At 62.7% G+C, this 25761-nt stretch carries 22 protein-coding genes; 13 read left to right on the forward strand and 9 right to left on the reverse strand.

The annotated features are described in order from the left end of the window. Positions 1-133 precede the first annotated feature (133 nt). Complete coding sequence (locus OXH74_RS02870) at positions 134-1819, forward strand: sigma 54-interacting transcriptional regulator (protein WP_375740008.1); 1686 nt, start codon at positions 134-136, stop codon at positions 1817-1819. 233 nt (positions 1820-2052) lie between these two features. Here the strand turns inward: OXH74_RS02870 and OXH74_RS02875 are convergent, their stop codons facing one another. From OXH74_RS02875 to OXH74_RS02890, 4 genes are all read right to left on the reverse strand, one after another. After that, a complete protein-coding gene (locus OXH74_RS02875; RefSeq protein ID WP_375740009.1) occupies positions 2053-2958 on the reverse strand; it encodes an NAD-dependent epimerase/dehydratase family protein in 906 nt (301 codons plus the stop codon). 77 nt (positions 2959-3035) lie between these two features. After that, on the reverse strand, positions 3036-3914 hold the full coding sequence (locus OXH74_RS02880) for an SDR family NAD(P)-dependent oxidoreductase (RefSeq protein ID WP_375740010.1): 879 nt from the start codon (positions 3912-3914) through the stop codon (positions 3036-3038). A gap of 37 nt (positions 3915-3951) precedes the next feature. Further along, complete coding sequence (locus tag OXH74_RS02885; protein ID WP_375740011.1) at positions 3952-4788, reverse strand: SDR family NAD(P)-dependent oxidoreductase; 837 nt, start codon at positions 4786-4788, stop codon at positions 3952-3954. A gap of 68 nt (positions 4789-4856) precedes the next feature. Next, positions 4857-6614: an FAD-binding protein gene (locus OXH74_RS02890; protein ID WP_375740012.1), complete on the reverse strand. Its 1758-nt coding sequence runs from the start codon at positions 6612-6614 to the stop codon at positions 4857-4859. 256 nt (positions 6615-6870) lie between these two features. Here OXH74_RS02890 and OXH74_RS02895 point away from each other — a divergent pair, with 256 nt between their 5' ends. The 4 genes from OXH74_RS02895 (at position 6871) to OXH74_RS02910 (ending at position 11400) form a co-directional block, all read left to right on the forward strand. Continuing rightward, positions 6871-8511: a DUF1302 domain-containing protein gene (locus tag OXH74_RS02895; RefSeq protein WP_215372768.1), complete on the forward strand. Its 1641-nt coding sequence runs from the start codon at positions 6871-6873 to the stop codon at positions 8509-8511. Between the two features lie 29 nt (positions 8512-8540). Then, positions 8541-9911, forward strand: coding sequence for a DUF1329 domain-containing protein (locus OXH74_RS02900; RefSeq protein WP_375741711.1), 1371 nt, complete (start codon positions 8541-8543; stop codon positions 9909-9911). Between the two features lie 115 nt (positions 9912-10026). After that, positions 10027-11016, forward strand: a complete 990-nt coding sequence (gene surE, locus OXH74_RS02905; RefSeq protein WP_375741712.1) for a 5'/3'-nucleotidase SurE — start codon at positions 10027-10029, stop codon at positions 11014-11016. 258 nt (positions 11017-11274) lie between these two features. After that, positions 11275-11400, forward strand: a complete 126-nt coding sequence (locus tag OXH74_RS02910; RefSeq protein ID WP_375740013.1) for a hypothetical protein — start codon at positions 11275-11277, stop codon at positions 11398-11400. 153 nt (positions 11401-11553) lie between these two features. On the opposite strand, the gene OXH74_RS02915 is transcribed toward OXH74_RS02910, so the two are convergent. From OXH74_RS02915 to OXH74_RS02935, 5 genes are all read right to left on the reverse strand, one after another. Next, complete coding sequence (locus OXH74_RS02915; RefSeq protein WP_375740014.1) at positions 11554-12765, reverse strand: NADH:flavin oxidoreductase; 1212 nt, start codon at positions 12763-12765, stop codon at positions 11554-11556. Continuing rightward, positions 12762-13868 carry a 3,4-dihydroxy-2-butanone-4-phosphate synthase gene (gene ribB / locus OXH74_RS02920; protein ID WP_375740015.1) on the reverse strand — a complete coding sequence of 369 codons (1107 nt, stop codon included), beginning with the start codon at positions 13866-13868 and terminating at the stop codon, positions 12762-12764. Before ribB ends, OXH74_RS02915 begins: the two co-directional genes overlap by 4 nt. 10 nt (positions 13869-13878) lie before the next feature. Further along, complete coding sequence (locus OXH74_RS02925; protein ID WP_375740016.1) at positions 13879-14805, reverse strand: alpha/beta hydrolase; 927 nt, start codon at positions 14803-14805, stop codon at positions 13879-13881. Continuing rightward, a complete protein-coding gene (locus OXH74_RS02930) occupies positions 14795-15631 on the reverse strand; it encodes an SDR family NAD(P)-dependent oxidoreductase (RefSeq protein WP_215372772.1) in 837 nt (278 codons plus the stop codon). Before OXH74_RS02930 ends, OXH74_RS02925 begins: the two co-directional genes overlap by 11 nt. An 89-nt stretch (positions 15632-15720) precedes the next feature. Beyond that, positions 15721-16695 (reverse strand): NADP-dependent oxidoreductase, encoded by a 975-nt coding sequence (locus OXH74_RS02935; protein ID WP_375740017.1) that lies wholly within the window; start codon positions 16693-16695, stop codon positions 15721-15723. Between the two features lie 271 nt (positions 16696-16966). Here OXH74_RS02935 and OXH74_RS02940 point away from each other — a divergent pair, with 271 nt between their 5' ends. From OXH74_RS02940 to OXH74_RS02975, 8 genes are all read left to right on the forward strand, one after another. Then, entirely contained in the window at positions 16967-18013 is a 1047-nt protein-coding gene (locus OXH74_RS02940) for a Rieske 2Fe-2S domain-containing protein (protein WP_215372774.1), read from the forward strand. Between the two features lie 113 nt (positions 18014-18126). Next, positions 18127-19257, forward strand: coding sequence for a helix-turn-helix transcriptional regulator (locus OXH74_RS02945; RefSeq protein WP_375740018.1), 1131 nt, complete (start codon positions 18127-18129; stop codon positions 19255-19257). A 248-nt stretch (positions 19258-19505) separates the two neighbouring features. Next, the gene (gene nudE, locus OXH74_RS02950; protein ID WP_375740019.1) at positions 19506-20051 is read left to right on the forward strand and encodes an ADP compounds hydrolase NudE; all 546 of its coding nucleotides are present in this window, start codon (positions 19506-19508) and stop codon (positions 20049-20051) included. A gap of 83 nt (positions 20052-20134) precedes the next feature. After that, complete coding sequence (locus OXH74_RS02955; protein WP_375740020.1) at positions 20135-20308, forward strand: hypothetical protein; 174 nt, start codon at positions 20135-20137, stop codon at positions 20306-20308. A 267-nt stretch (positions 20309-20575) separates the two neighbouring features. Beyond that, entirely contained in the window at positions 20576-21991 is a 1416-nt protein-coding gene (gene ccoG / locus OXH74_RS02960; protein ID WP_375740021.1) for a cytochrome c oxidase accessory protein CcoG, read from the forward strand. Between the two features lie 80 nt (positions 21992-22071). Beyond that, entirely contained in the window at positions 22072-23493 is a 1422-nt protein-coding gene (mapR, locus tag OXH74_RS02965; RefSeq protein WP_375740022.1) for a GntR family transcriptional regulator MpaR, read from the forward strand. Between the two features lie 309 nt (positions 23494-23802). Further along, complete coding sequence (locus tag OXH74_RS02970) at positions 23803-24000, forward strand: hypothetical protein (RefSeq protein WP_375740023.1); 198 nt, start codon at positions 23803-23805, stop codon at positions 23998-24000. Positions 24001-24155: 155 nt separating this feature from the next. Next, positions 24156-25628 (forward strand): inorganic phosphate transporter, encoded by a 1473-nt coding sequence (locus OXH74_RS02975; RefSeq protein WP_375740024.1) that lies wholly within the window; start codon positions 24156-24158, stop codon positions 25626-25628. Positions 25629-25761 lie beyond the last annotated feature (133 nt).

A 25761-nucleotide genomic window follows, 5' to 3' on the forward strand; every position in this document is an offset into this window, starting at 1 on the left:
CTTTCAGGCCGCTTAGAAAAAGAACGCGACCCGCCTTTGCGTGTATGGGTCGCCTCGGTAAGCCTCCAGAACCGCATGACCTGAGCGGCGGTTTACCGTCTCCCCGCACAATAAAAATCAGGGGTGCAATGCCATGAATGTGGAATACAAGGCGTCGGAACACAGCCCGACGCTGAAGGACCTGACCGACCGGGTCCGCTTTCTCGGAACCGAAGGGAAGATCTGGCTGGATGAACAACGCATGCTTCTGCTGCAGGCGTCGGCCATGGGATCCTTTCGGCGGGAACTGGTGGAAATGCTCGGTGTGGAACGCGCCAAGGGGCTCTTCCTGCGCCTTGGCTATCAGTCCGGCCTGAAGGACGCCGAGTTGGCCCGCAAACTGAGACCGGGTGCCGATGCAGTGGAAATGTTCCTGACCGGACCTCAATTGCACTCGCTCAAAGGGATGGTCAAAGTGCAGCCATTGGAGATGAATATCGACATCGAAAATGGTCGCTTCTACGCCGACCTGGAGTGGCAGAACTCCTACGAGGTGGAGAACTGCCAATCCGAGCAACTGACCTTCGATCAGCCCGTGTGCTGGACACTCCTGGGCTACGCCATCAGCTACTCGTCGTTCTTCCTGGGGCGCCAAGTGTTGTACAAGGAAGTCAGCTGCCGAGGCTGTGGCGACGACCGTTGTCGCATCATCGGCAAACCCGTGGAGGAATGGGAGGACGCCGATGAGTTCCTGCGCTACTTCCAGAACGATCCCATCATCGAAGAACTCCAGGCCCTGCAGGTGCAGGTGGCGAACCTGCGCCTGCGGCTTCAGCAGGATGTCGGCCAGTACTACGGCATTGGCCGGGCACCGCGCTACCGCAAGGCCTGCACCCTGATCGACAAGGCAGCGCCAGGCAAGGCCTCAGTGCTGCTGTTGGGCGAAACCGGCGTCGGCAAGGAAGTCATGGCGCGCAGCCTGCACCTGCGCAGCGAGCGAGCCGGTGGTCCCTTCGTCGCATTGAACTGCGCCGCCATCCCGCCGGACCTGATCGAGGCCGAGCTGTTCGGCGTGGAGCGCGGCGCCTACACCGGCGCCCAGCAGTCACGCATGGGCCGCTTCGAGCGTGCGAACGGCGGCACCCTGTTCCTTGATGAAGTCGTCGAGCTGACCCCGAGGGCCCAGGCCAGTCTGCTGCGTGTCCTGCAGGAAGAAGAGCTCGAACGCGTAGGCGACTCGCAAACCCGAAAGGTTGATGTCCGCGTGGTCGCGGCCACCCACGAGGACCTGGCCAAAGCGGTCAAGGAAGGGCGTTTCCGAGCTGACCTCTACTATCGACTGAACGTTTACCCGGTATTCATTCCCTCACTTCGCGAACGCAAGGAGGACATCCCACTGCTGGTGGAGCACTTTTTGACGCGGCTACACGCCAGCTACGGCAAAACCACTCTGGGCCTCTCCGATCGTGCACTCGAGGCCTGCATGCGCTACGACTGGCCAGGCAATATCCGTGAGCTCGAAAACCTGATCGAGCGCGGCGTGATCATCACCGACAACAACCAGAGCATCAGTGCCGATGCTCTGTTTCCGCACCTGTCGCAAGAGGCGCACAGCATTGGTCTGTCCAGTGAAGGTGGCCTGGTCGATTACGCACCTACCGATGAGCCGGACTGGGTGGAACGACTCATCGACAGCGGGATCAGCCTGGATGCGGTCGAGGAAGCCCTGATGCAGGGCGCCATGAAGCGCGCTCAGCAGAACGTATCGGAAGCAGCAAGGCTGCTGGGAATGACCCGCCCTGCCCTCTCCTATCGGCTGAAGAAGCTGCCACAAACCTAGACTTCTCCCGGAGGGAGAAAGGGCAGTCCGCAAGAACCCGGGGGCCGGAGCAACTCCTGTGGGCGCGAGTTCACTCGCCAAGCAGGCCTCCCCTCCAAACTCCGAGCAGTCTCGGGCCACCCTCTCCCCTGCCCTCTCCGGCAAGCGGGTGAGGGGGCCGATCCATGCAATGGAGTGCTATTGCTGAGGGGCGAATTCTTTCGCCAAGCAGACCGCAGGCCTGCCTCGGTACCTCACCCCCGATACTGCGCCACCACTTCATTCACCGCACGCTGGATGTCATTGCGCACATATCCCAGTAGCGCAGTCTCGGCAGCATCCGGCTCGTAGCTGACGGTATTGCCGCGCCCGGTGTAGAGCGCCATATCCGGCAGCAGCGGGTGCTCCTGATCCAGCGACGGGACCTCGGCGTCGTTGCCGGCGGCACGCAGGAACGCCTGGAAGTACTCCGCATAGCTGAGGTTCTCGTCGCCCACCAGGTACGCCTTGCCCGACTCGCCATGCAGCAGTGCGCCGAGGATCGCCTGAGACAGCGAACGGGTAGAGATGAAGTTGCTGCCACCTGCCGGACCATAGAACGGCAGCGGCGCGAACTTGCCCTCGGCGTAACGGGTATAGGCCTCGAACATCTCGACCTTCAAGCCCGGTACCGCGCCAACCACGAAGGGCGCATTGACGCTGCACACCTTGAAGTCCGAACCAGAAAGCGAGCGCACGCCCTGATCTGACAGGTGCCGCGAGCGGACGTACGGAATGCTGTCGATCAGCTCCGGCGCCACCTGGGGGTAGAAGCTGCCCACCAGCACCGCTTGCTTGATGCCTGCGCTGCGGGCCAGTTCGAACAAACGCGGGATGGCTTCGACGTTGGCGCGCTGCCAGTGGGCATCGAGATCTCCCCCTTGCGGTGCATGGCGGATATCGCTGCCAGCAGCGAATACCAGGGCGTCGTAACCCGCCAGGTCGTCGCGGCTGAAGGTGCCGGCGACATAATCGCCCTGCAGTTGCTTGAGCTCGGCCAAGGCGCTGCCGGCAGCAGCCGGTTTGCGTCCGGCAATGGTGACGTCGTGCCCATGGTCTTTGAGGTAAAGCGCGGCATGGCCGCCGATCAGGCCGGTTCCGCCAATCACAAGAATCTTCATCGCGTAGTCACTCCTGCTGGGGCCTGGTTTCAGGCCCCTGGGTTGAGGCACCGGGGCATGGCCCGGTAACGGATCGATCAAATAACGCGCGCGGGATGCTGCGGATGCGGTGCTCCGAGCATCTCGCGGTAGGACGGCGGCTGGCGGCCCTCGGCTTCGGTGATGCCGTAGCCCTGTGCCACTTCGGCGGTGATCAGGGTCTGGCCGGACAGTGCCTGTAGGTTCGGGTCGTTGAGCAGCGCATGGATGACCCGGCCATTGAACTCGGGAGTTTCCGCCATGGCCATGAAGGCTTCGTACTGGTCGGCCCGCTCCGCGCCGGCAATCGCCGTACGCTCGGTGCGCTGCGGGCCTAGCCAGAGAGAGAGAGCAGCCACGCCGGTGCCTTCCAGGTCGACGGCCATGTCCGCTGCGAACTTGTCACAACCGGACTTCTGCGCGCCGTACGCCGGACCGTGCATGTAGCACCCGGCACCGAAGGAAGACACAAAACTGATCAGCCCGTGGCCATTTCGCACCAGCAAAGGCGCTGCGTAGTAGCTGGCGACATAGGCCGAACGCAAGCCGACGTCGAGGATGTCCACCAGCTCCAACGGCTTCTCCCAGAAGGGGCCCGGGTCGATCAGGTTCTCGTGGAGAAAGGCAGCATTGTTCACCAGGAGATCAAGGCGACCCTGCTCGCGCTCGACGCGCTCGAAGAGCTCACGAACCTGCTCGTCATCGCGGTGGTCACAGGGCACGGCAATGCCCTTGCCGCCAGCACGGGTTACGGCTTCGGCGGTTTCTGCCAGGCTGCCGGGCAAAGGTTGGCCGCGCAGTTGGCTAAAGCTCTGGGTGGCAGAACGGCCACTCAGGTAGACGGTCATGCCCGCCGCGCCAAGGGCGATGGCAATACCCTTGCCGACGCCACGGCTTGCGCCGGTGACCACAGCGACTTTGGTGTTATTCGCGTTCATCTGGGATTCCTTGTTGCGTTCAGCGATTGCTGGAGGCCTAGAAGTTGAAGCCGTTGCCCGTGATCACCGGGACGTTGGTCCAGGTGCCTTTGGGGTCGCGGTACCAGCCGGCCGCGGCCAAAGCGCCGCCATCCACATGCAGGGTTGTGCCGGTGACCCAGCCCGACAGCGGGCTGGCGAGGAACAGCGCGGCACCGGCCATGTCTTCCGGCTGGCCGAAGCGGCCCAGCGGAATCCAGTTCGGCATCTGCGTCTGGTGTTCTGGGGCGATCATCAGCGACATGGGCAGTTGCGGGGTTTCGGTGGACTCGGGGGCGATCTGGTTAACGCGAATGCCTACCGGCCCCAGCTCCAGTGCCAGGCTCTTGGTGAAACCGCCGATGGCAGCCTTGAAAGCCGCGTAGACGCTGCAGTTCGGAATGCCGCGAAAGGCCTCGATGGACGACAGGCTGATGATGCTGCCTCCCGGCCCCTGGCGACGCAGCAACGGCAGCATGGCGCGGGTCACACGGAAAACATGCTGCAGGTTGACCGCGTAGAGCCGATCCATGTCGTCGTCGCTGTAGGCATCGAAAGGCTTGGCGATCATCAGCGAATCGCCGACGTTGTTGATCAGCACGTCGAGCCCACCGAAGCGTTCCGCCACCTGTTCGGCGAGAGCCACCACCTGGCCCTTCTGGGTGACGTCCACTTCCACCACCAGGGATTCGTTGCCGCAGGTGGCCAGCCAGTCGCGGACTGCCGCGGCCCTTTCGGCATCGACCTCGGCCACGGCCAACCGAGCCCCAGCACGGGCGAAGGCCTCGACCATGGCCCGCCCAATGCCCACGCCACCGCCGGTGACCAGGACTGTCTTGCCCGCAAAATCGATCATTTCGTCATCCTTTTGTTCTTCTGGGAGCGAATTCATTCGCGAAGGGCCGCAACGCGACCCCCCGAGTTTCAGAGCGACAGGCCGTTGGCCTGCTTGGCGATTGAATTCGCCCCTACGCCCTCGGTACCGGCAGCGTGGATGTGCTCAGCCGCACGGAAGCCGAAGACCATGGCCGGACCGATGGTGGAGCCGGCGCCCGGATAGGTACGCCCCATCATCGAAGCTGCGGTGTTGCCGATGGCGTAGAGTCCGGCGATGGGGGTGTTGTCGTCACGCAGGACGCGGGCATGCACGTCAGTGAGCAGGCCGCCCTTGGTGCCGATGTCCCCGGCGTCGATCTTCACGGCGTAGAAAGGCGCTTTCACCAGCGGTGCCAGGCAGGGGTTGGGCTGCACGGTCGGGTCGCCGTAGTAGCGGTCGAACAGCGAATCGCCCTTCTTGAAATCCTGGTCCTTGCCCGCCTCGGCCATGGAATTGAAGCGGTCGAGGGTACGCAGCAGTCCGGAAGCATCGATGCCAATCTTCGAAGCCAGTTCACCGAGGCTGTCAGCCTTGTGGAAATAGCTGTGCAGATGTTTGGGCAAGCGGCTGTCGGGCATGGCGTAGCCGGGCAGCAAAGCACCGCAGGGGTACTTGCGGCGGAAGTCGGCATCGAATATCAGCCAGCACGGCACGCTGGTGGCGCCCTCGCGGTTGTTCTCGTACATGGCGTAGACGATGTCGGTGTAAGGTGCCGCTTCGTTGACGAAACGCTGACCCGCCGAGTTCACCATGATGCAGCCGGGCAGCGCGCGCTCGACGAACAACGGGCGTTGCTTCTCCTCACCCTCGACATGGGTGGTTGGCGCCCACCAGCTATGGTCCATCAGTGCCGTGGTGGCACCTAGGGCCTGGCCGGCGCGGATGGCATCACCGGTGTTGTAGGGCGGCGTCGCACTCCAGTCGCTGCGCGAGGGTTGCGGATGGTACTGCGCACGCATGACCTGATTACGCTCGAAGCCTCCAGCGCCCAGTACCACGCCACGCCGGGTCTGGACACGCAAGATACAGCCATCGTGCACCAGTTCGGCGCCGACGACGCGGCCGTTTTCCTCGATCAGTCGCTCCAGTCGACAATTCAGCGTGAGCGGCACCTGGCGGTCGGTCAACGAGCAGCGTAGTGCAGCGATGAGGGCATTACCCAAGGTGAGAAAACGATCGCGCCGGGAGTGCAGACGCCAGCCAAGGTCGCGCCAGTAGCGCCAGAGCACCTTGAGGGTCAGGCCAACCCAGCCGGGGCCACGGCAGAGCAGGACCCGCGCCTCCTTCATGGTCATTGTCATGCGGCCCATCATCAGCGTGGCGGGTGACGGCTCGCGCAGGCGCTGGAAGTCCTCGCCCAACTCTCGGGCATCGAACGGCAAAGGGTCCATGGAGCGGTAGCCGGGTTTACCGCCGTCCACTTCCGGGTAGTAGTCGGAATAGGCCTCCTGTGCCTCGAAGCGTACGCGGGAGTGCTGTTCGAGATACTCGATCGCCCGGTGGCCATGCTCGACATAGGCTTCGATACGGCCGTCATCGATCTCGCCATGGGTAACGGCACGGATATAGCGGATGGCCTCCTCGGCCGAATCCTGGCCGCCCACTGCGGCAATGCGGTGGTTGCAGGGAATCCATATTCCGCCACCGGAAATCGCGGAGGTACCACCGAAACGGTCGCTCTTCTCCACCACCAGCGTCTGCAACCCGAGGTCGTGGGCTCGCAGCGCTGCGGTCATCGCACCGGCTCCTGAACCCACCACCAGTACGTCACAGCTTTGATCCCATTTCGGGCTATTCGCGCTCATCGGGCTGCTCCCTTGTTGTTGTTCGTGGTGCGCAATCAGCCCGGATTCTCAGTGCGCCCCCGACACGCAACATCGTCCGATGGGACTACGCGAGACGGGACAAACCGACCGTTCAGCCCGATCGGAGAGCAAGTGCTGGCGGGTAGTCTTTTTGGACGATGTTGTGCCTCGGCAGCGACCACATAGTCACTCCGCCACACTCAACTCCAATTTGGGCCTGGCGAACCGAGCTGTGCCCAGCCGTGCCGAGAGCAACATGATGACAACAACAACAAGAAGCCAAACCCGTAATCCCTTGCAGTTTGCGATTCGCGTTGCCCTGCTTGGCCTGGCCACTGGCTGCGCCGGCCACAGCCAGGCAATGTCGTTCCAGCCCAACGAAGACCTCAAGGTCGACTGGAACACTACCCTGACCTACGGCCTCGCCTGGCGTACCGAATCTCGCGATCACGCGCTGTCCAACGGTTTCCCGAACCCGGTCATCGCCAACATCGACGACGGTAACAACGCCTTCGACAAGGGCAGCCTGATCACCAACCGGGCCAGCTTCCTGACCGAAATGAACCTGAACTGGCAACAGGACTTCGGCCTGTTCATGCGTGCCAGTGGTTTCTACGACGACGTCTACAACCGCAGCAACGACAACGGCACCGGCACGTCCAACTGCTTCGCCGGCGGCCGTTGCTCACAGCCAAACCACTTCCCCCACGGCACCATCGACCAGCACGGCAAGGATCTGCGACTGCTCGACTCCTATGTCTATGGCGCCTGGGATCTGGGAGGTCACAACCTGAACCTGCGCGTGGGCGATCAGGTGGTGAGCTGGGGCGAGAGCCTGTTCATCGGCAACGGTATTTCCGGCGGCCAGAGCCCGGTAGATGCCACCAAGGCAAACACGCCAGGCGTGGAGCTGAAGGAGCTGTTCCTGCCGGTAGGCCAGGTGTATGGCCAGATCGACCTGACCGACAGCCTGAGTTTCCAGGCTTACTACCAGTATGAATGGGAGAAGACCGAGATCGACGGAGTCGGCAGCTTCTTCTCCGTCACCGACCAGATGGATGAAGGCGGCTTCACCGATGCCTTCGGTATCACTCGCCGGCTGTCGGACGACGAGCCAAGCGATAGCGGCCAATACGGTGTGGCCCTGAACTACGTGGCCGAGTCGCTGAACAACACCGAGTTCGGCCTCTACTACCTGCGTTTCCACGACAAGGCGCCGCAGATGGACTTCCTCAGCGGCTGGAACACTGCCAACTACCAGGTCCGCTACTTCGACGACATCGACCTCTACGGCGCCAGTTTCTCCACCGTACTCGGCGACACCAACGTCAGCGGTGAAATCAGTTACCGCGACGGCCAGCCAGTGCTCGCTGATACCGGTCTGGTACCACATCCGGTGCGTGCCGAAACCATGCAGGCGCAAGTGTCCTTCGTCCACGCCTTCGGCACCCTGCCGATCGCCGACAACACCACACTGATTGGTGAGGTGGGTTACAACGAGGTCCTCGACAACGACCGCGCGCCGAGCTTCACCGCCTTCGTTCCGGATGGTGCCGGCGGCTTCTTTCCGATGACCACGGCGAACACCGACGAGCTCTACTTCGACAAGAGCTCCTGGGGCTACACCCTCAACCTCCAGCTCGAATACCTGAACATCTTCAACGGCTGGGACCTCACTGTTCCGCTGATTTTCAGCCAGAACCTGGGTGGCGACTCTTCCCTGCCGGGCACCTTCGGCATGGGTGAAGGCGACCATCGCTTAGGGCTCGGCACCACCTGGCGCTACCTCAACAACCTGACTCTGGAGGCCCGCTACAACGCATTCCTCGGCGATGCCGGAGATACCCCATTCGCTGACCGCGACAACGTCGGCATCAACGTCAAGTACAGCTTCTGATCCACTGCCGCAGGAGAATCAAGATGCACATGAACAACAAGACCCCACTCCTCGCCGGCGTTCTCGCCGCAGCCATCGTCAGTGCCCCGGTCATGGCGAAGGTCAGCCCGGAAGAGGCCAAACGCCTGGGTAACGACCTCACCCCCATGGGGGCAGAAAAGGCCGGCAACGCCGACGGCAGCATCCCTGCGTGGAGCGGCAAATGGCTCGGCGCGCCGCCCCACCTGAACTACGGCGGCAGCGGCAGCCAATACCCCGATCCTTATGCCGATGAAAAGCCGCTGTTCGTCATCACTGCGCAGAACATGGCGCAGTATGCCGATAAGCTTTCGGACGGCCAGAAGGCCCTGTTCCAGCGCTACAAAGACAGCTTCAAGATCCCGGTATATCCGAGCCATCGTGACTTCCGTTACTCCGACCGGGTCCAGCAGCGCACCCTCGCCAACGCCCTGAGCGCCGAGCTGGTCAGCGGCGGCAACGGTGTGGTCAACGCTATCGGCGCCTCGCCCTTCCCGATTCCGAAGGACGGCTATGAGCTGATGTGGAACCTCAACCTGCCGTCCCGCGCCTGGAAGGAAGACGCCATCTACACCATGGCGCTGACCCTGGCCAACGGCAGCCGCTCGCTGGAGTCCATGGACTACAAGATCCTCTCCGTGTGGGACTCCCCCAAGGAGACGGTGGAAAGCTTCGGCGGCCAGCAGGCCTTCGCACTGGTCCAGACCCTGGAGCCGACCCGCAAGAAAGGCGAGATCATCCTGGCCCACACCTTTACCGACCCGATCAGCTCGCCATCCCAGGCTTGGCAGTACCTCCCGGGCAACCGCCGGGTGCGTCGTGCGCCGACCGTGGCCTATGACACGCCCTTCGGTGCCGGTGGCTTCCGCGTGATGGACGAGGACCGCCTGTTCAACGGCGCTCCGGACCGCTACGAGTGGAAACTGGTGGGCAAGAAGGAGATGTACATCCCGTACAACAACTACAAGCTCGACGACCCCAACCTGAAACTCGACGACCTGCTGGCCACCAACGGCCACATCAACCCCGAGTTCATGCGTTATGAGCCCCACCGCGTCTGGGTGCTGGAAGCCACGCTCAAGCCCGGCAAGCGCCATATCTACGGCAAACGCGTGCTCTTCATCGACGAGGACTCCTGGATCGCCGTACTGGCCGACAACTACGACGGCAAGGGCCAACTCTGGCGCAGCAACATGCAGACCACGGCCTACGCCTATGACATGGAAGGCTTCCAGGCACGCGTCGCGGTCTTCCACGACCTGATCGCCGGCTCCTACCTGACCGACCGCCTGCTCAATGGCAAGCCGCCGGCCAAGCTCAACAGCAGCGATTACGACGCCGACTACTTCACGGTTGCCAACCTCCGCAAGTTGGGTCGCTAAGCGCCCAACCTCAGCGAGGCCTTCGGGCCTCGCTTTTTTGTGTCCCCAGAAAACCACCTTCGTTCAGCCAGCAGTCGACTTAGGTTCCCTTTTCTCCACAGAGGAAACGACGATGATGCATACGCTGTTGAAATCCGCTATCGGTCTTGCCGCCCTGTCACTCTCGCTCCAGGCCAGCGCCTTGAACATCCTGCTCACCAATGACGACGGTTGCCGTGCGCCGGGAATCGATGCCGTCTACCAGGCTTTGGTCGCTGCCGGCCACCAGGTAACCCTGGTCGGCCCGCAGAACGACAGCAGCGGTATCGGCGCTGCCAGTGTGGTCAATCCCGGTCAGGCCCTGGCCGTGACCCAATTGGCCCAGGGCAAATACTGCGTTGGCGCCCCAGCCGGCTATACCCCGCCAGCAGGCAAGAACTCGGCCATCGGCACGCCGGTGGATGCCGTCAACGTCGGCCTCGACCTACTGCTGAAAGACAATCGTCCGGACCTGGTGGTGTCAGGCACCAACTTCGGCGACAACGTAGGCCCACTGACGCAGATGTCCGGCACCGTCAACGCGGCAGTCCGCGCAATGTTCAAGGGGGTGCCGGCGGTAGCCGTGTCCACCGGCATCGACCTGCATCTGATCAGCCAGGACCCGCAAGCTGGCTATCTGAAAACCCTCAACGCCATGGACGACACTGCGCGCTTCGCTGCCAAGGTCATCGAACGCGCCGCCGCCATCGGCGCCGAGGCACGCCGCGTCTGCGATACAAGTGGTGGCAAGGCCAAGGCCCAATGCGCGACCAATGTGCTCGGACTGCCCGGCACCACCGGTCTGAACATCAACTACCCAGCATTGGAAGCGGGCCAGGTGACGGGCGTCGCCTTCGCGCCCATCGGTGACTGGGGCAATGTTGCCTTCGCCCCACAGCAGGGCGCTGACGGCGTGATTCGAGTCAATCTCGTACCCCCGCCCACTCCCACCGATGAGCAGATGCAGGCCGACGCCTACCAGTTATCCCTGGGCAACGCGGTGATCACCGTGATCGACGGGAACATGACCGCCTCGCCGCTGCTGCAAGCCCAGGCCAAGCTGATCCTGGGCGACCTGACGCCCTGATTCGCGCTCAATGAAAAGCCCCCGCTGCCGTGAGGTAGCGGGGGCTTTTTCATGGTTCATCGCGGAATCTGGGGGAGATGCGAGTTGACAGCCGGATAGCCGGTACTCTCTCTGTAGGAGCCAGCGTGCTGGCGAACATGCGCCATTCGCCAGCAAGCTGGCTCCTACAAGGTTACGCGCGCCTTCGATGTGTCACTCGGCCCGACAAATCCGCCAAGGAGGTGCTGTAGGCTGACACCCGCCCCTACCACCGAGCAGATGCAGGCCGACGCCTATCAGCTGTCATTGGGCAAAGCAGTGATTACCGTGATCGACGGCAACATGACGGCATCGCCATTATTGCAGGCCCAGGCCAAGCTGATCTTGGGCAACCTGACGCCCTGATTCGCGCTCAATGAAAAGCCCCCGCTGCCGTGAGGTAGCGGGGGCTTTTTCATTTACGTGGAAGACGCGCGCAGAGCCTGTGGGTGCGAATGAATTCGCACCCACAAAGTACAGCCGAATCGCGGATGCAATCCGCCCATCAGATGGCCTTGGTCAGGCGAACGCATTCGGCTGGTTCAAGGTGCAGCGGATGCCACCTGGCAGGGCCATGCTGGCCACGCACTGGTTGCAGTGGGTACACGGGCTTTTCCAGCCCTCTCCTTGTTCGCGGACTCGCTTCAACAAATGCGAATCATTGAGCAGGGCACGGCCCATGGCGATGAAGTCGAAACCCTCGGCCATGGCCTGCCCCATGCTCTGGCCCGTGGCCACGCCGCCGAGGTAGACCAGCGGCATGTTCACCGCGCGGCGCATCTGGCGGGCCAGTTCGAGAAAGTACATTTCCTCGTACGGCATGGACGGGAAGCTCGCACCACCAAACCATTTCATCGCCGTGCGCTGCCACGGATTCTTTTCCAGCGGCACCATGTACTTCAGCGGACTTTCGCCGCGGAACAGGAACATCGAGGTACGACTGACCAGGCCGCCACTCATCACGATGGCATCCAGTCCGCCCTGCTCCAGCAACTGCGCAGCCTTGCAGGACTCCTCTATTCCCAGGCCGCCCTCCAGACCATCGCTGAGGTTGAGCTTGGCCAGCAGCGGGAAATCCTTGCCGACTGCCGCGCGCACCGCCGCCAGCACCTGCAGCGGGAAGCGCATGCGATTCTCCAGGCAACCGCCGTAGGCATCGCGGCGTTTGTTCAAGAGCGAGGAAATGAACTGGCTGAGCAGGTAGCCGTGCCCCATGTGGATCTCGATGGCATCGAACCCCGCATCACGCACGAAGGCTGCGGCGGCAGCGTACTCAGCCACCGTTCGGGCGATATCCGAGCTGTCCATGGCGCCGCCGATGGGTACGCCGGAGAACACGCCGTACTGGTTGATGCAGGCACTGGGGCCTCGCGGTCGCGGGATATTGAGTGGTTTATTGCGGCTGAAATAGCCACAGTGGGCCAGTTGCGCGGAAACCGCACCACCTTCGGCATGCACGGCGGAGGCCAGCCGCTGCAATTGCGGAAATACACCGCTGTGCATCCACATCTGGTCGGGGAAAGTCAGGCCGTCGGGCGACACGCCGCAATAGGCCACGGTGGTCAGGCCAACACCGCCGCGCGCCATGCCGGCATGATGGTTGACCAGATCGTCACCCGGAACGCCACCGGGGCACATGCCCTCGAAGGTCGCAGTCTTGATGACGCGGTTGCGCAGGGTCAGGCCAGCCAATTTCGCCGGGCTCAACAGCCTGTCCAGTTCATTGCTCATGCTTGCTCCTGCGATTCGAAGGGGACGAACTCGGCGACTTCCAGCTCGAAGCCGGAAACAGCCTTGTGACTTACAGGGAAACTCATCAGGCGCATCTTGCGCACGCCAACGTCACGAAGGATCTGCGCGCCAATGCCCAATGTACGCTGTGGAAATATCGGCGGGTGCGGCTTCTGCCCGGCCTGTTGCTGCAACTGATCGATGACCGCTGCGGGCGTTTCCTGCTGCGCCAGCAGCACTATCACGCCAGCCCCCTCCTTGGCCACCCGAGCCAGGGAGCGCTCGAGGTTCCACTGCTGGCCACCTTCCGGATGACTGTGCAGGACATCGCGCAACGTCTCCACGGCTTGCACACGGACCAGGGTCGGGCGATCGCGGCGTACCTCTCCTCGCACCAGCGCCAGGTGCAGCTGGCCCTGGTAATCGTCCAGGTAAGTAAAGACTCTGAACTCGCCATGGCGGGTCTGGAGCGGGTATTCGCCGGTGCGACGAATGGTGCCTTCATGGAGAATGCGGTAGTGGATCAGATCAGCCACGCTGCCGATGCGTAGGCCGTGTCGTTCGGCAAAGCCACGCAAGGCGGCGCCCCGCGCCGGCTCGCCGTCCTCATCAAGGATGCTGACGAGCACCGCCGCTGGCATCAGGCCAGCGAGGCGCGCCAGGTCGCAGCCGGCCTCGACATGCCCGGCACGCTGCATGACGCCGCCGGGCTGGGCGCGCAGCGGAAACACGTGACCGGGTTGGACCAGGTCCGCCGCCGTGCTGGCCGGGTCCACGGCCACCGCAATGGTGCGCGCCCGGTCCGCCGCCGAGATGCCGGTAGACACCCCAGTGCGCGCCTCGATGGAGAGAGTGAAACCCATGCCATGCCGGGCCCGCGAGTTGGGCACCATCAACTCCAGGCCCAGGGCCTTGCAGCGCTCGTCGGTAAGCGTCAGGCAGATCAGCCCGCGCGCCTCGCGAGCCATGAAGTTGATCGCGGCGGCATCGGCATGGCCTGCGGCGATCACCAGTGAACCTTCACCATCGCCGTCGTCGTCAGTGATCACGACCATTTCGCCACGGGCCATGGACTCGATCAGGTACTGCGGATTGTCGAGCATGGTCGGTTCCTCAGTTCAACGCCGCGCGCAGATCAGCGGCGGCGGATTCGAGCGCTTGCTGCGCCTGCTGGACGAACGCGGCCATGCTGATGAAACCGTGGATCATGCCATCGCAGCGCTGCAGCCGGGTCGCTACTCCCGCCTCGCGCAAACGCTGGGCGAAGGCCTCACCCTCGTCGCGTAGCGGGTCATACTCGGCGCTGAGCAGAGTGGTGGGTGGCTGCCCTTCCAGGTCCTCGGCGCGCAGGGGCGAAGCCAGCGCCTCGTCAGCTTGTTCGGCGCGGCTCAGGTACTGGCGCCAGAACCACTGCATCATCTCGCGGGTAAGGAAGTAGCCCTCGGCGAACTCGCGCTGGGAGGCGCTATCGCAACGCGCGTCTGCAGCTGGATAGAACAGGCATTGGTAGGCCACACGTGGCCCCTTGCGGGTTGCCGCCAGGCGACTCACGGCAATAGCCAGGTTGGCTCCGGCGCTGTCACCGGCCAAGGCCAGGCGGCTGGCATCGAAGCCGAGCTCGCCGGCGCGCTCGACCAGGTTGCAGGTGGCGCGGTAGCAGTCGTGCGGGGCTGCCGGGAACTTACTTTCCGGCGCCAGTCGGTAAGCCACCGACACCACCACGGCGCCGGACAGCCGAGCCAGGCTGCGGCAGAGATTGTCGTGGGTATCGAGGTTGCCGATGACAAAGCCGCCGCCATGGAAGAACACCAGCAACGGCAGGTTGTTGCTGTCCTCAGGTCGATAAAGGCGCGCATCCAGCTCGCCCTCGGCCCCTGCCACTTTGAGGTTGCGCACCTCGAACAGGCGCTCACCTGGCATCGGCGGCATGAGGTTGTCGGAGAACTGGCGGTACTGCACCGGATCAAGCTGGTTGAAGTCCGGCTGCGGCAAGCCGCTGAACTGTTGCAGGACAGCGGCGATCTGCGGATCAAGCGCCATGGGGCTCTCCTTCTACATCGACCATCTGGAAGACTGGATTGGTTTCTTCGAGGATGCTGGCCAGGCGCTGTTCCAGGGCCGGCTTGAAACTCTTGTGCGGCAGCAGCCAGAAGCGGCCTTCGGCTACTCCGGCGAATACCAGTTGTGCCAGCTCGCGCGGCGCCATGCCTTGGCGGATCGTGCTGTCGAGCAGCGAGTCAAGTTGGCGGGCGGCTTCACCAGCCGCGCGATTGGAGGCCATGATGTCGCTGGCTACGGGGCCTGGGCAGAGCACGGACACCGAGACCGGCGCTTGCAGCATGGCCAGCTCGTAATGCAGGGTTTCCGAGAGCGCGACCACCGCCTGCTTGGTCACCGTATAAGGCGCCATCATCGGGCTGCTGATCAGCCCGGCGAGCGAGGCGGTATTGACGATATGAGCCGGACGCCCCTGCCTGAGCAGCAACGGCACGAAACTGCGAACGCCATTGATGACGCCGCGCAGGTTGATGTCGAGCATGCGCTGCCATTGCGCCGCGGTGATCTCCCAGCTGAATCCGGTCTGCATCACGCCAGCATTGTTGAACAGCAGGTCGACGCCGTCGAAACGCTGCTGCGCCAGCGCAAGCAGGCTTTCTACCTGCTCCGGATCGCCGACGTCGGCCACCAGCGTGGCGACCTCCGCGCCCTGGGCAGCCAACTCTTCCGCCAGCGCGGTCAGTCGTTGCCCGTCGATATCGCTGAGCACCAGGCGCAGGCCCAGTGCCGCTGCTTCTTCCGCCAAGCCTTTGCCGATGCCACCCGCCGCGCCGGTGATCACCGCCACCTGGCCTTGTTCAATAACCATCATGGACTCCCGTTCTTGTTCTATTTGGGCCAGTAGAGCCCTTCCGCCGGAGCCAGCCATCGTCCGCTTGGACGAGGGTGCGAGCCCGCTCAATCGGCGACCAGCAGCACCTGCTTGGTCCGTGCACGCCCCTGTTGCAGTCGCTCATGAGCAGTTGCCACGTCAGCAAGGGGCAGCACTTCAAGCCTCGGCGCACGCACGCGCCCAGCCGCGAGCAGGGCTGCGATTCGCTCCAGGGATTCACCGCTGGGCATGCGGCTGTAGGCCACTGCGGTACGCAGGCCGCGCTGGGCGGCTTTGGCGTGGTCAGGCCCGGAATCGCCGGGCGTCAGGGTGAGAATCGCCACGAGCATGCCGCCATCGCGCAGCAGGTCGAGGGCGTCAGGCAGGCTGCCGCCACCAATGCAGTCGAGCACCAGGTCGACGCCTTCCGGTGCCCACTGGCACAGAGTCTGTGCTATTGAGCCTGCACGGTAGTCGATTGCGCACTCGGCGCCGAGGGTCTGCACATGCAGCAGGTTGTCCTGACTGCAGGTGGTGGCGATACGCGCGCCGGCACAGCGAGCGAACTGGATGGCAAAGCCGCCCACGGCACTGCCGCCACCATGGACCAGAACCTTCATATCCGGGCGCAGGCCTCCTTCGTCGAACAACCCCGTCCAGGCCGCCAGGGCCGGCGTGGGCACAGCGGCTGCGGCGGCGAAGTCGAGGTTTTCCGGCATCCTCACCATTGAGGCACGGGAGACGCAGGCGTATTCGGCATAGGAACCCCACTTACCGGCACCGACATCGCTCTGGGCGAAGACCCGAGTCCCCAGGGGCAGGTCTTCCACGCCCTCCCCCACCGCAGCCACGGTGCCGGCCAGATCGAAACCGAGGACAAACGGGAATCGGTATTCGAGGAATCCCCCCAGCAATCCCTCCCGGCATTTCCAGTCCGCCGGATTGACCCCGGCGCAGACCACCCGCACCAGCACTTCACCCGGTCCGGGTTGTGGACGCTCCACCTCGGCCAATTGCAGCACCTCGGCCCCGCCGATACGTTCGATGACCACTGCGCGCATTGCTTTCTCCGATGGATCTACTGGGTCGCACGCCTCAGGACGCGGCAAAGATGAACAGGCGGAATGGCGGGGCCGCAATTGAGCCCAGCGCCTGTGATCACATCTGTTCTTGTTCTGCCGGGCAGTAAAGCGAGCTGTCGTCTGGCAGCCATCGTCCGATCAGACGATGCCGACAAACGCTGGGGCCGCAGAATCCTTCAAGTGCAAAAAGCTGCCTCGGTCCGCCAAAGCCGGCCGCAGCTCTCACGGACCCCGAGCGGAGAACAAGAACATGAGTACCCTGCACCGAATCGAAGCCAAACAGTTGGAAGCGCGCTACGCGCGTGGCTGGCACTGCCTCGGACTGACCGCACAGTACCGTGACGGCAAGGCCCACCGCCTGGACGTCTTCGGTACCCGCCTGGTGGCATTCGCCGGGGAGGACGGGCAAATCCGTATCCTCGATGGCTACTGCCCGCACATGGGTGCCGACCTCAGCGAAGGCTGCGTCGAGGGAGACGCCGTGCGTTGCCCGTTCCACGACTGGCGCTGGCGCGGCGATGGAGTGTGTGACGACATCCCCTATGCCAAGCGCATTCCGCCGCGGGCGAAGATCAAATCCTGGCCAGTGTTGGAACAGAACAATCTACTCTTCGTCTGGAACGATCCGGAAGGCAATCCGCCGATTGCCGAGCAGGCTATCCCGCGCATCGACGCTTGCTTCAACGACGAATGGGCCGAGTGGGAAGTGGCCGAGCTGAAGATCGACACCAATTGCCGCGAGCTGATCGACAACGTGGCCGACATGGCGCACTTCGACTCAGTCCACGGCACCGAGCTGACGCACTTCAGCAACAAGTTCGATAAGCACCTGGCAATCCAGTACATGCGCGGCAGCAGCGCTCGCCTATCCGGCGAGAGCCAACTGACGACCGTCGCCACGTATTACGGCCCGGCCTACCAGATCACCGAGATGACCGGTGCGATGGATGGCGTGCCGATCCACTCCATCCTGCTCAACTGCCATGTGCCCATCGACCTGAACAGCTTCACCCTGCGCTATGGCGTGCTGGTGAAGAAAGTCCCGGGACTCACCGACGAGCAGAACCGCGCCATGGCCCAGGCCTATGTGAAACAGGCCCAGGATGCGTTCTACGAGGACGTGGCGATCTGGCACACCAAGACCCGCGTCGACAACCCGCTGCTCTGCGACGGCGACGGCCCGGTCTATCAGCTGCGCAAGTGGTACGACCAGTTCTATACCGACATCGCCGATCTGAGCACCGCAACGGCCGAACCTCGTTCTTTCGTAGTTCTGGACGTCACAGAGACCGCTTAAGCCCGTCCTAGAGCCAGTCGTCTGTCGATCATCGGCAGACGATTGTGCTTGTAGAGAAGGCCTATTTCTCTGTATGAAGCGTCCTATACATAAAAATAAAAAATGGTTCAGACATGGCACAGATACTCACACTCGACGAGTTCAGCGGAATGCTCCGCAACCTCTATCAGGGGCCGCTGGAAGACATTCCCTGGACAACTTTCCTGGATCAACTGAAAAACTGCCTTTCATCCAAGTACGCCACTTTTATCCTGCGCCCACCCAGCCAACACGTGGATGGTCTAAGCATCTCCACCGCCGGCTCGTCCGCAGAGGTAACGGCCTCCTATAACCAGCATTTCTATAGCCTGGACCCGTTCGTCGGCCTGCCCAACCGGCAGGTGATCACCCTGGCCGAGTTCGTCTCGGACAAAGACTGGTTGAATTCAGAGTTCTACAAGAGCTTCATGGAGCCGGTGGATGTGTTCCACATCCTCGGGGCCGACATCAACACCAGCGATGGCGCGCAGTGCCGCATCCGCATTTCCCGCGGCCAGGACGCCCCCCCCTTCGATCAACATGACAAGGACCTGCTGACCCTGTTGCTGCCTCATCTTGAACAGGCAGTGGTGCTGCACATGCACCTCAACCGGGTCGAAAGCGAGCGGAACCTCTACGCCGGCGCGGTCGATCAGTTGGCGGTGGGCACCATCATCCTCGACCAGGACGGCAAGGTCCTGCAGAAGAATCGCCTGGCCGAGCATCTGCTGGACGAAAAGGACGGCATCAAGCTGGTCAACGAAAATCTGCAGGTCGGCACTGCACGCGACAGCCAGGTGTTCCGCCAACTGGTCAAGCAGGCACTGCTCTCGCAGAAAAGCACCAACCCCTCGGTGGTCGAGGCCATGCGTGTGCAACGCCCGTCAGGGCGCGCGGACCTCGGCATCATCGTCCGCTCGGTACCGCCCAGCGCCTGGAGCGAGGGCAAGCAATGCCCATCGGTGGTCATTTTCATCAGCGACCCCGAGCTGGAGTCCAGCGCCCCACAGGAGATCGTCAAGGCGCTGTTCGACCTCACGCCTGCCGAAGCCCAACTGGCGATGCTGCTGGCCAACGGTCTGACCCTGGATGAAGCGTCGGATGCCCTGGGCATCAGCCGCAACACCGCTCGCGCGCACCTGCGCTCGACCTTCTCCAAGACCGGCGTGACCCGACAAACCATGTTGGTACGGTTGATCCTGCGCAGCGTGGCGACACTGGGGTGATCCAGCCCACTCCCCCGCCCCTCTCCCTGAAGAGGGGCGGAATAACGCGCGCGTTCTGGAGATGATTCTGGCGCCGAATTGAGCGGGAGATCGACTCGGCACGGGCCAACTCCCGTCGCCCCTCAGAAGCGACCGGCGTGCAAAGGGCCGGGAGCGGGAACGCCCCTAGTCCATCCAGACGATGCTTGCCACGCCGGCGCAAGCGACTCTCTGACAGGTCAAGCGCCACCTCCGCCGGGAGCCCCGCCATGCGCAGCCTGCCCACCATCCTCAAGACCGAACTGCTGGCCGAAAGCGACTGGTTCCAGATCGAAGCCCTGCACCTGGAGTTCAGCAACGGCCAGCAGCGCGTTTACGAGCGCCTGCGTGGATCGGGCTATCAGTCAGTGATGGTGGTTGCTCTGCCCGACCCGCATCACGTGCTGCTGGTGCGCGAATACGCCGTAGGTGTCGAACAACGAGTCCTGGGCCTGCCCAAAGGTGGCGTAGAGGGCGACGAAAGCCCGGAACAGGCTGCCAATCGTGAACTGATGGAAGAGGTCGGCCTGCGCGCGGGCCGCCTGCGCGAATTGGGCCTGCTGACCCTGGCGCCTGGTCACCTGTGCCATAGCTGCCGCGTGGTGCTGGCCGAGGACCTGCAGCCCTGCACAGCCCTTGGCGACGAGCCTGAACCGCTGGAGGTCATGCGTGTGCCGTTGGCGCGGGTTCCGGCCCTGGTTGCCTCGGGGGAGTTGCACGAGGCACGCGCCATAGCTGCGCTGTTCATGGCGCTCAGCAATAAAAGCGGCATCTAGTCCGTTTGGACGAGGCGGCTTGCCGAAGGCCTTCCTAGTCTTACCCACATAACAACGTGTCCCTCCTGTGTAGAGGAAAGACCATGAAAACAAAAAAGAAGCTGTGCCTCACTCTCCTCTCCTGCGCTTTTGTGGCAGCCTATGCCGCCATGATGATGCGCCCATTGCCGCCGCCGCTGGCCGCCACCAATTATTGCCAGCCGGCTTACCCCGCCTGCTACATCCCTGTCCCGACCATCGCGACGCTGCTGCCCTAGCCCTGGCTTCGCTCGGGGACGAGCAAGCCCTGCTCGGTCCTGGCTCACTGCATTGCCGCTGCGCTGGTCAATCAGCCCAGCGGCCCGCGACCTAATGCCGCGCTACCTGCGTGTTTTCCTGCAACAGGGGCCCTATCCACGTGCCCTGCGCCCCGGCAAACGCCTACTGCTCATCTGATATGGTTTTTACCGGCTGATCTGAATCTGTTTTACCTATCAGGCCCTTCCTATAGTCCGCCTCGCCTCAACAGCCTGATAGGCAACATCATGAGCGAGAGAATCCCGGCGAAGGTCTTGGAGATCACTCCAAACCTGTCCCCCGCCGCCAGCAAGCCCCTTTCCGCCTCCAACGGCCCCATCCACACCCGCCAGTTCAATGGCTTCTTCCGAGATCTGCGCCGTATCGGCGCGGGCCTGCTGTGCCTGCTGTTCTTCGGTACGCTCTGGCTCGACTGGGATGGCCGCCAAGCGGTCCTCTGGAGTCTTGAGGACAGCAAGTTCTATATATTCGGCGCCACCTTCTGGCCGCAGGACTTCATCCTGCTGTCAGGGCTGCTGATCATCTGCGCCTTCGGCCTGTTCTTCATCACGGTGTTCGCCGGCCGCGTGTGGTGCGGTTACACCTGTCCCCAGAGTGTCTGGACCTGGATGTTCATGTGGTGCGAACAGGTGACGGAGGGAGACCGCAACCAGCGCATCAAACTGGCTGACGCTCCATGGAACGGACGCAAGCTGCTGCGTCGCACCGCCAAGCATGGCCTCTGGCTGCTGATCAGCCTGGCCACCGCGATCACCTTCGTCGGCTACTTCACCCCGGTGCGTGAACTGGTGATCGACTTGGCCGGCCTGCAGATCGGCGGTACCTCGCTGTTCTGGGTGGTGTTCTTCACCGGCGCCACCTACCTGAATGCCGGTTGGCTGCGCGAACAGGTCTGCATTCATATGTGCCCCTACGCGCGCTTCCAGAGCGTGATGTTCGACAAGGACACGCTGATCGTCTCCTACGACGCCGCTCGCGGTGAGTCGCGGGGGCCACGCCGCAAGGATGCTGACCACAAGGCTCAAGGCCTGGGTGACTGTATCGACTGCCAGATGTGTGTGCAGGTCTGCCCTACTGGCATCGACATCCGTGACGGCCTGCAAATCGCGTGCATCGGCTGTGCGGCCTGCGTGGATGCCTGCGATTCGATCATGGACCGCATGGGCTACGACCGGGGCCTGGTGGGCTACACCTCGGAGCGGGCACTCGAGGGTGGGCACACGCGCCTGCTACGCCCACGCTTGCTGGGCTATGCCGGCGCCCTGTTGCTGATGATCGTCGCCCTGGTCTGGCTGGGGGCCAACCGCTCCGAGCTGTCGCTGGACGTGATCAAGGACCGTGGCATGTTCCGCGAGAACGCAGCCGGTGAAATCGAGAACATCTATAACCTGAAGCTGATCAACAAGACTCAGCAGTCCCGGCGTTATCGCCTGGAGCTGGCCGAGCCCGCCGACTTCCGCCTGCAAGGCCCGCAGGAGCTGGAGCTGAGTGCAGGCGAAATCCTCTCGTTACCGGTATCCGTAGCGCTGACCGCTGATGAAGGACCCGTTGGCCCCCGCTCCATCCGCTTCATCGTGCGTAGCCTTGACCTGCCGGCTGCCGAAGCCAGCGCCACCAGCACCTTCGTCAGCCCGAGGCGTTGATGGGCCGGAACGATGGCGGGCTCAGGCCGCAGCGCTTAGAGTGGGCAACCTCAGCCGAAGCTCAGCTGGCCCAGGAAAAGATGAAGCGCTACGAAAAATTCGCCGATGAAATCGCCGGGCTCATCAGCAGCGGCGTGCTTGCACCAGGGCAGAAAGTGCCCTCGGTGCGGCATGCCAGTCGCACCTACGGAGTCAGTGCCTCGACGGTATTCCAGGCCTATTACCTGCTAGAGAGTCGCGGGTTGATCCTGGCCCGCGCACGCTCTGGCTACTTCGTCTGCGAGCATGTGCACCGGCCGCTGCCGGAACCCCAGGCTGGCCCCCGTGAAGCTGCCACTACCGAAGTGGATGTCAGCGAACTGGTGTTCTCGGTACTGAGCTCCATCAAGGACCCGGACACCGTGCCTTTCGGCTCGGCCTTCCCCAGCCCGGAACTGTTCCCGTTGCCGCGCTTGGCACGGTCCATGGCTCACGCAGTTCGTGACATGGACCCGCGCTCGACGGTAGCTGACATGACGCCGGGCAACCATGCTCTGCGCCGACAGATCGCCTTGCGTTACATGGTCGGTGGCCTGCCGCTGGCCATTGAGGAGCTGGTGATCTGCAATGGCGCGCTGGAAGCCCTGAACCTCTGCCTGCAGGTCGTCACCCAACCCGGCGACCTGGTGGCGATCGAGGCCCCTGCTTTCTATGCCAGCCTACAGGTTCTCGAACGCCTGAAACTGAAAGCCGTGGAAATTCCCGTGCACCCACGCGACGGGATCGACCTGCAAGTCCTGGCGGACAGTCTCGAGCGCCTGCCGATCAAGGCCTGCTGGTTCATGAGCAATTTCCAGAACCCCCTGGGCGCCAGCCTGAGCGAAGACCACAAGCGCCAGCTTGCTGCCCTGCTGGCCCGCCATCAGGTGCCGATGATCGAAGACGATGTCTACGCCGAGCTCTATTTCGGCTCCCAGGCGCCCAAACCAGTAAAAGCCTTCGACCAGGAGGGGCTGGTGATGCACTGCAGCTCCTTCTCCAAGAGCCTGGCGCCGGGCTACCGCGTAGGTTGGGTAGCCGGAGGACGATTTGCCGGGCAGATCGAGCGGCTCAAGCTGATGACCAGCATCTCCGCCTCGGTACCCGCTCAGGCGGCCATCGCTGACTACCTACAGCACGGCGGCTATGATCGCCATCTGCGCAAGCTGCGCTTCGCCCTGGAAAGCCAGCGCAACGCCATGCTCGCGGCAGTGGCGCGATATTTCCCCGAGGAGACCGGGGCGAGCCGCCCAGAGGGTGGCTATTTCCTTTGGCTGGAGTTTCCCCGGCATGTGGATGCCCTGCGCCTGTTCCAGCTTGCGCTTGCCCAAGGCATCAGCATCGCGCCAGGCCCGATCTTCTCCGCTACCCGCAGCTTCAGCCACTGCGCCCGCCTCAACTACGGCCACCCCTGGAGTAGCCGAAGCGAACAAGCAATGGAAACCCTCGGGCGGATCATCAGGTCTTTACCTGGAAACTTCTAAGCACCGTCCGGATCTTTTCTATTGCAGTTGCAGGACTTCCAGTAATGGAGGTTTTAACTTTGCTTGTTATACTTGCCGACGTTGTAGCTGGGCTGTTTCGTGAAATTGATTTCGAAGCCCATGGTCGATGCAGCGTCGCTCATCCGGCGCTTTGAGTGACATACGCAAGTTGCATGGCCTGATTAACGGATAATCAGAGGATCGCACTGACGGTCCCGCCCCCCTCCCCCGGCACGAGAGGGCTTCAAGCCCCCGCGATAACCGGAAACGCCTTCAAGACCATTGCTAGATATAGAGACGGATGACCACGTGACGAAAGACGAACTGCGCGCGGAACTCGAGCGTCAGGCGCAACGTTACAAGGACGTATACGGCGGTGAAATCACCACCTATGCCGCACAACGGGATCCTGAGCGTAAAGCCTGGCGCAAGAAACCCAGCCTCCTCGATCAAGTTTTTGAAAAAGAACTGGAGAAGATCGAGAAGGAGCTCAAGCAAGACCCCTGACAATTTGCCGCATTTGGCGGGACAAGGCTCTGTTTCGTATAGATTTGCGACAACTCCAGTTCAGGGTGAGGGAATCCGGTCGACGCCTGGGAGTAGGCGGCGACCGGTTTTCTGGCATAATCGCCGCCCCTTCATGAACCAGTCACAGAAACTTCATGTTCGATCTCTTCAGTGGGCTTGATGCCTGGGTAGCTCTCAGTCTGGTGCTGGCCTTGGCATTCGTCCTGACCTTCGAATTCATCAATGGTTTCCACGACACCGCCAACGCGGTAGCCACGGTTATCTATACCAAAGCCATGTCGCCCTACCGGGCGGTGATCCTCTCGGGGATCTTCAACTTCCTCGGTGTATTGCTGGGCGGCGTCGGCGTGGCCTACGCCATCGTCCATCTGCTGCCGGTGGAACTGCTAATCAACGTCAACACGGGACACGGCTTGGCCATGGTGTTCTCCATGCTCACGGCGGCCATCGCCTGGAACCTGGGGACCTGGTATTTCGGCATTCCTGCCTCCAGCTCGCACACGCTGATCGGCTCGATCCTGGGCGTTGGCCTTGCCAACACCGTCATCACTGGCCTGCCGCTTGGCGAAGGCGTGAACTGGGGGAAGGCGATCGATATCGGCCTCTCGCTGATCTTCTCCCCTGCTGCCGGCTTCCTGGTCGCGGCGCTGGTATTGCTCAGCCTGAAGTGGATGTATCCGCTGTCGAAGATGCACAAGACACCGGAAACCCGCAAAGAGCTGGATGAGAAGAAGCACCCGCCGTTCTGGAACCGCCTGGTCCTGGTGCTCTCCGCCATGGCCGTGAGCTTCGTGCATGGCTCCAACGACGGCCAGAAAGGCATCGGTCTGATCATGCTGGTACTGATCGGCATCGTGCCGGCGAAGTTCGTTCTGGACCTCAATAGCACCACCTACCAGATCGAGCGCACCCGTGACGCGGCAACCCACTTGAGCCAGTTCTACGAGCGCCACACCGACACCCTTGGCGAGATGTTGGCCCTGGGCAAGAGCAACGGCAGTGAAATGCCCAAGCTCTACCGCTGTGATCCGAAGCAGACCGAACAGACCATCGCCGCACTGCTGCGTGAACTGAATGGCGTCGCCAGCTACAAGGACCTCAGCGAGGAGAGCCGTGTAGAAGTTCGCCGCTACCTGCTCTGCCTGGACGATACCGCCAAGAAGGTGGGCAAACTCTCCGACCTGCCAGCTCGCGAGAAAGCCGACCTTGAAAAACTTCGCAAGGACCTGACCGCCACCACCGAGTACGCTCCCTTCTGGGTCATCCTCGCCGTGGCCCTGGCCCTGGGCATCGGCACCATGGTCGGTTGGAAGCGCGTTGTACGCACCGTCGGCGAGAAGATCGGCAAGCACGGCATGACCTATGCCCAAGGCATGAGTGCCCAGATCACCGCTGCCTGCGCCATCGGCATGGCCAACATCTACAGCTTGCCGGTCTCCACGACGCATGTCCTGTCTTCGGGCGTTGCCGGCACCATGGTTGCCAACAAGAGCGGTCTGCAGGGGGGCACGGTACGCACCATCCTGATGGCCTGGGTGCTGACCCTGCCGACGACGATCCTGCTGTCTGCTGCGCTGTTCTGGCTAGCAACGACAGTGATTGTCTGATCCGGACGGTATGGAATAAGGGCGCCTGCAGGCGCCCTTATTCATTGGAAGCCGTCTGCAGAGTGCATTCATGAGTACCAGAGCAGGATTCCCGTGGGTGCGAACTCATTCGCAAAGCAGCCCGCTGGACTGC

It is taken from the genome of Metapseudomonas boanensis (assembly GCF_042232855.1).
GTDB lineage: Bacteria > Pseudomonadota > Gammaproteobacteria > Pseudomonadales > Pseudomonadaceae > Metapseudomonas > Metapseudomonas boanensis.

Bases quoted from the DNA above. Each gene is read 5' to 3' on its own strand.
- OXH74_RS02915 (WP_375740014.1), bottom strand. From the start codon at position 12,765: ATGAGCAATGAACTGGACAGGCTGTTGAGCCCGGCGAAATTGGCTGGC.
- OXH74_RS02885 (WP_375740011.1), bottom strand. From the start codon at position 4,788: ATGATCGATTTTGCGGGCAAGACAGTCCTGGTCACCGGCGGTGGCGTG.
- OXH74_RS02895 (WP_215372768.1), top strand. From the start codon at position 6,871: ATGATGACAACAACAACAAGAAGCCAAACCCGTAATCCCTTGCAGTTT.
- OXH74_RS02955 (WP_375740020.1), top strand. From the start codon at position 20,135: ATGAAAACAAAAAAGAAGCTGTGCCTCACTCTCCTCTCCTGCGCTTTT.
- OXH74_RS02910 (WP_375740013.1), top strand. From the start codon at position 11,275: ATGCAGGCCGACGCCTATCAGCTGTCATTGGGCAAAGCAGTGATTACC.
- OXH74_RS02880 (WP_375740010.1), bottom strand. From the start codon at position 3,914: ATGAACGCGAATAACACCAAAGTCGCTGTGGTCACCGGCGCAAGCCGT.
- OXH74_RS02975 (WP_375740024.1), top strand. From the start codon at position 24,156: ATGTTCGATCTCTTCAGTGGGCTTGATGCCTGGGTAGCTCTCAGTCTG.
- OXH74_RS02870 (WP_375740008.1), top strand. From the start codon at position 134: ATGAATGTGGAATACAAGGCGTCGGAACACAGCCCGACGCTGAAGGAC.
- mapR (WP_375740022.1), top strand. From the start codon at position 22,072: ATGAAGCGCTACGAAAAATTCGCCGATGAAATCGCCGGGCTCATCAGC.
- OXH74_RS02930 (WP_215372772.1), bottom strand. From the start codon at position 15,631: ATGGTTATTGAACAAGGCCAGGTGGCGGTGATCACCGGCGCGGCGGGT.
- OXH74_RS02890 (WP_375740012.1), bottom strand. From the start codon at position 6,614: ATGAGCGCGAATAGCCCGAAATGGGATCAAAGCTGTGACGTACTGGTG.
- nudE (WP_375740019.1), top strand. From the start codon at position 19,506: ATGCGCAGCCTGCCCACCATCCTCAAGACCGAACTGCTGGCCGAAAGC.
- OXH74_RS02945 (WP_375740018.1), top strand. From the start codon at position 18,127: ATGGCACAGATACTCACACTCGACGAGTTCAGCGGAATGCTCCGCAAC.
- ribB (WP_375740015.1), bottom strand. From the start codon at position 13,868: ATGCTCGACAATCCGCAGTACCTGATCGAGTCCATGGCCCGTGGCGAA.
- OXH74_RS02935 (WP_375740017.1), bottom strand. From the start codon at position 16,695: ATGCGCGCAGTGGTCATCGAACGTATCGGCGGGGCCGAGGTGCTGCAA.
- ccoG (WP_375740021.1), top strand. From the start codon at position 20,576: ATGAGCGAGAGAATCCCGGCGAAGGTCTTGGAGATCACTCCAAACCTG.
- surE (WP_375741712.1), top strand. From the start codon at position 10,027: ATGCATACGCTGTTGAAATCCGCTATCGGTCTTGCCGCCCTGTCACTC.
- OXH74_RS02900 (WP_375741711.1), top strand. From the start codon at position 8,541: ATGAACAACAAGACCCCACTCCTCGCCGGCGTTCTCGCCGCAGCCATC.
- OXH74_RS02875 (WP_375740009.1), bottom strand. From the start codon at position 2,958: ATGAAGATTCTTGTGATTGGCGGAACCGGCCTGATCGGCGGCCATGCC.
- OXH74_RS02940 (WP_215372774.1), top strand. From the start codon at position 16,967: ATGAGTACCCTGCACCGAATCGAAGCCAAACAGTTGGAAGCGCGCTAC.
- OXH74_RS02925 (WP_375740016.1), bottom strand. From the start codon at position 14,805: ATGGCGCTTGATCCGCAGATCGCCGCTGTCCTGCAACAGTTCAGCGGC.